Below are 4,278 nucleotides of genomic sequence, written 5' to 3'. Positions count from 1 at the left end.
GCCGGCCGTGAGCGCGCCGAGCGCACCGGGCTGCCGGTGCTCCTGACCGGCGACGTACGGGCGAGGCTCGGCACCGCCGCCGCGTGGGTGTACGGCGAGCCGGCGCGTGACCTCACGCTGATCGGGGTCACGGGCACCAGCGGCAAGACGACCACCGTCTATCTGCTGGAGGCGGGCCTCCGGGTGGCCGGGGCCGAGACCGGGGTGATCGGGACCGTGGAGACCCGGATCGGCGACACCCGGCTGGAGAGCTCGCTGACGACCCCCGAGGCCACCGACCTGCACGCGATCTTCGCCATGATGCGCGAGCGCCAGGTCGGCGCCGCCGCGATGGAGGTCTCCAGCCACGCGCTGGAGCAGGGGCGGGTCGGCGGCGCCTTCTACGAGGTCGCGGTCTTCACGAACCTGTCCCAGGACCATCTCGACTACCACCCGACCATGCAGGCCTACTTCGAGGCCAAGGCCCGGCTGTTCACTCCGGACTACTGCCGGGTCGGCGTGGTGAACCTCGACGACGTGTACGGGCAGACGCTGCTGGACGTCTCTGAGGTGCCGATGACGACCTTCTCGGCGGCGGGCGATCCCTCGGCGCACTGGCGGGCCGACGACGTCCGCCTCGGCGCCGACGGCAGCGTCTTCCGGATCGTCGGCCCCGGCGGGATCGAGGCCGACGCCGCCGTCCAGCTGCCCGGCCCGTTCAACGTGGCCAACGCCCTCGCGGCGATCGTGGCGCTGGTCGAGGCGGGGATCCCGCTGCAGACGGCCGTGCACGGGGTCGCCTCGCTCACCGGCGTCCCCGGCCGGCTGGAACGGGTCGACGAGGGCCAGGACTTCGTGGCGCTGGTCGACTACTCGCACAAGCCCGGGGCGGTCGAGGCCGTGCTCACCGCGCTGCGGCCGGTCACCGAGGGGCGGCTCATCGCCGTGCTCGGCTGTGGCGGCGACCGGGACAGGGGCAAGCGACCGCTCATGGGCGAGGCCACCGCCAGGCTGGCCGACATCGCGATCTTCACCAACGACAACCCGCGGTCCGAGGATCCCCTCGGCATCCTCGCGGCCATGGTCGAAGGCGGCCTCAAGGTGCCGCAGAGCGAGCGCGCCCACGTCATCGTGGAGCCCGAGCGGGCGGCCGCCATCGAGCTGGCGGTCGGCCGGGCCCGCCGGGGCGATGTCGTGATCGTGGCCGGCAAGGGCCATGAGCAGGGCCAGTACGTCGGCGGCGAGGTGTTCCCCTTCGACGATCGCGAGGTCGTACGGGCCGCCCTGCGCGACCGGCGAGGCGACGGACCGCACCGCGGGGAACGGGGGGGCCGGGCGTGATCCCACTTTCGCTCGCGAAGATCGCCGAGATCACCGGCGGCACGGCGCACGGGGCCGACGCCGGCCGCACCGTCACGGGGCCCGTCGTCATCGACTCCCGGGCCGTCCGGCCCGGCGCGCTGTTCGTCGCGGTCCGGGGCGAGCGATCCGACGGCCATGACTTCGCCGCCGCGGCCGTCGCCTCAGGCGCGGCCGGAGTGCTGGCCGAACGCCCGCCGGACGGCGTCCCGGCCGTCGTGGTCGACGACGTGGTCAAGGCGCTCGGGGTCCTCGCTCGCGAGGTCGTGGCCCGGCTGCCCGACGCCACCGTGATCGGGGTCACCGGATCGTCCGGCAAGACCTCGACCAAGGACCTCATCGCCCAGCTCATGGCCCGCCGCGGTCCCACGGTGGCGCCGGTCGGCTCGTTCAACAACGAGATCGGACACCCGCTCACGGCGCTGCGCGCGGACGAGGACACCCGCTATCTCGTCCTCGAGTACAGCGCCCGCGGGATCGGCCACATCGCCTACCTCACCGAGGTGGCCCCGCCGCGGATCGGCGTGGTCCTCAACGTGGGCACCGCCCACATCGGCGAGTTCGGCAGCCAGGAGATGGTCGCCCGGGCCAAGGGCGAGCTCGTCGAGGCGCTTCCCCCGGGCGGCACAGCGATCCTCAACGCCGACGACCCGCTCGTCCGCACGATGGCCGCCCGTACGCCCGCGCGCATCGTCACCTTCGGCCGGGCGCCCGACGCGACCGTGCGCGCGACCGAGGAGTGGCTGGACGAGGCGGGACGGCCGCGTTTCTCGCTGGTCACCCCCGAGGGCACACTGCCGGTGTCGATGCGTCTGCACGGCTCGCACACCGTCGGCAACGCGCTCGCGGCCGCCGCGGCCGCCCGTGAGACCGGCATGCCGCTGCACGAGATCACCGAGGCGCTGTCGGAGGCCACCACGGTGAGCCGGTGGCGCATGGAGGTCGGCGAGCGGGACGACGGCGTAACGATCGTCAACGACGCCTACAACGCCAACCCCGAGTCGGTGCGGGCGGCGCTCGACGCCCTCCGGCACATGGCCCGGGGCTCGGGGGCGGGTCCTCGCCGCGCCTACGCCGTGCTGGCGGAAATGGCGGAGCTCGGCTCCGCCTCGGTCACGGAGCACGAGAAGATCGGGCAATATGCCGCGCGATGCGGCCTCGCCGGGCTGATCGTCGTCGGGCGCAACGCGGCGCCGTTGCTCGAGGGAGCCAAGCAAGTCGGGTCATGGACGGGAGAGTGTGTACAGGTGGATGACGTCGGCGCCGCGGTGGCGGCGCTGAACGAGCGGCTCCGGCCGCAGGACGTCGTACTGGTCAAGGGGTCCCGCGTCGCACGGCTCGAAAGGGTCGCCCAGGCGCTGCTCGACGACTCGCGCGACGACCGGCCGAGGGGGGACGCGTGACCAACATCCTCATCGCCTCGGCGGTGTCCCTGTTCATCGGCATCGTCGGCACCCCGGTGTGGATCCGGCTCGTCTCCCGGCTGGGATACGGGCAGATGATCCGCGAGGAGGGCCCCCAGGCGCATCTCAACAAGCGCGGCACGCCCACCATGGGCGGCGCGGTGTTCGTCGTCGGCTCAGTGATCGGCTACGCCGCCGCGCATCTGCTCACCGCGACCCCGCCCACCTGGTCGGGCGGGCTGGTGCTGATGCTCATGGTCGGTCTCGGCGTCGTCGGTTTCGTCGACGACTACATCAAGGTCTTCAAGCAGCGCAGCCTCGGCCTGCGCAGCGGCGCCAAGGCGATCGGCATCGTGCTGATCGGCGTCGTCTTCTCGATCGGCGTGCTCAGCTTCCCCAACGGCTACGACGTCACGCCCGCGACGACGCACCTGTCGTTCCTGCGCGACTTCGGCCCCTCGATCGGCCCCTACCTGTTCGTGATCTGGGCGCTGATCCTGATCCAGGGCGTCTCGAACGGGGTCAACCTGACCGACGGCCTCGACGGTCTCGCGGCCGGGCCGGCCGGCATGGTGCTCGCCGCCTATGTGATCATCGGCAACTGGCAGCTGCGCAACAGCTGCTTCGACAACGCCCTCGCGCCGAACTGCTACAGCGTCCGGGACCCGCTCGACCTCGCCGTCGTGGCGGCGGCGGTGCTCGGCGGCGTCTTCGGCTTCCTGTGGTGGAACGCGCCCCCCGCGAAGATCTTCATGGGCGACACCGGCTCGCTCGCGCTCGGCGGCGTTCTCGTCGGCCTGGCGATCACCACCCGCACCCAGTTCCTGCTCGCCATCCTCGGCGGCCTGATCGTGATCATCACCCTGTCGGTGATCATCCAGGTCGGCGGCTTCAAGGCCACCGGGAAACGGGTGTTCAAGATGGCCCCGCTGCAGCACCACTTCGAGTTGTCCGGCTGGGCCGAGACGACCATCGTCGTGCGGTTCTGGCTGATGTCGGCGCTGTTCGTCGCCATCGGCCTCGGCGTGTTCTATCTCGAATGGGTGCCCAAGTGAGCGATGCCCGCGGGCCTTCGCCCCATGGCCGAGACGATCGGCCCGGGGCGAGCGGGCGGAGCGAGGCGGCCGGCGGCGAGGCCGTCCGGCCGGGCACGGCGGTGTGCGTGGCCGGGCTCGGGGTGTCGGGACTCGCCGCCGCCCGCGTCCTGGCCGAGCGCGGCGCGCGCGTCACGATCGTGGACGCCCGTGACGACGAGCCGCGCAGAGAACAGGCCGCCGAACTCGAGCGCCAGGGCATCATGGTGCGCTTGGGCGACGGCGAGACCCTGCCGGCCGGCACCGAGATCGTCGTCACCTCGCCCGGCTGGCGGCCCGACGCCCCGCTGCTCACGGCCGCGGCCGAAGCCGGCGTCCAGGTCCTCGGCGAGGTGGAGCTGGCCTGGCGACTGCGCGGGCCCGGCGCCGCACCCTGGCTGGCGCTGACGGGGACCAACGGCAAGACCACCGCGGTGCGCATGCTCGCCTGCATTCTCACCGCC

4 protein-coding genes are annotated in these 4,278 nt (G+C 72.7%); all 4 read left to right on the top strand.

Going from position 1 to position 4,278, the window contains the following annotated elements; all coding sequences use genetic code 11:
* A partial coding sequence (locus HKK72_RS36715) for a UDP-N-acetylmuramoyl-L-alanyl-D-glutamate--2,6-diaminopimelate ligase (RefSeq protein ID WP_187238999.1) occupies positions 1 to 1,320 on the top strand: 1,320 nt, incomplete at its 5' end.
* Positions 1,317 to 2,741 carry a UDP-N-acetylmuramoyl-tripeptide--D-alanyl-D-alanine ligase gene (murF, locus tag HKK72_RS36710; RefSeq protein ID WP_187238998.1) on the top strand — a complete coding sequence of 475 codons (1,425 nt, stop codon included), beginning with the start codon at positions 1,317 to 1,319 and terminating at the stop codon, positions 2,739 to 2,741. The genes HKK72_RS36715 and murF, both read left to right, overlap by 4 nt.
* Complete coding sequence (gene mraY, locus HKK72_RS36705) at positions 2,738 to 3,796, top strand: phospho-N-acetylmuramoyl-pentapeptide-transferase (protein ID WP_187238997.1); 1,059 nt, start codon at positions 2,738 to 2,740, stop codon at positions 3,794 to 3,796. The genes murF and mraY overlap by 4 nt, the downstream gene beginning before the upstream one ends.
* Before the next feature lie 101 nt (positions 3,797 to 3,897).
* On the top strand, positions 3,898 to 4,278 hold a 381-nt coding region (locus HKK72_RS36700), incomplete at its 3' end, for an NAD(P)-binding protein (RefSeq protein ID WP_410050382.1).

Source organism: Actinomadura sp. HBU206391 (assembly GCF_014323665.1).
Classification (GTDB): domain Bacteria; phylum Actinomycetota; class Actinomycetes; order Streptosporangiales; family Streptosporangiaceae; genus Actinomadura_C.
Note: the sequence above shows the minus strand (reverse complement) of the source record. Positions and strands in the feature narration are given on the sequence as shown.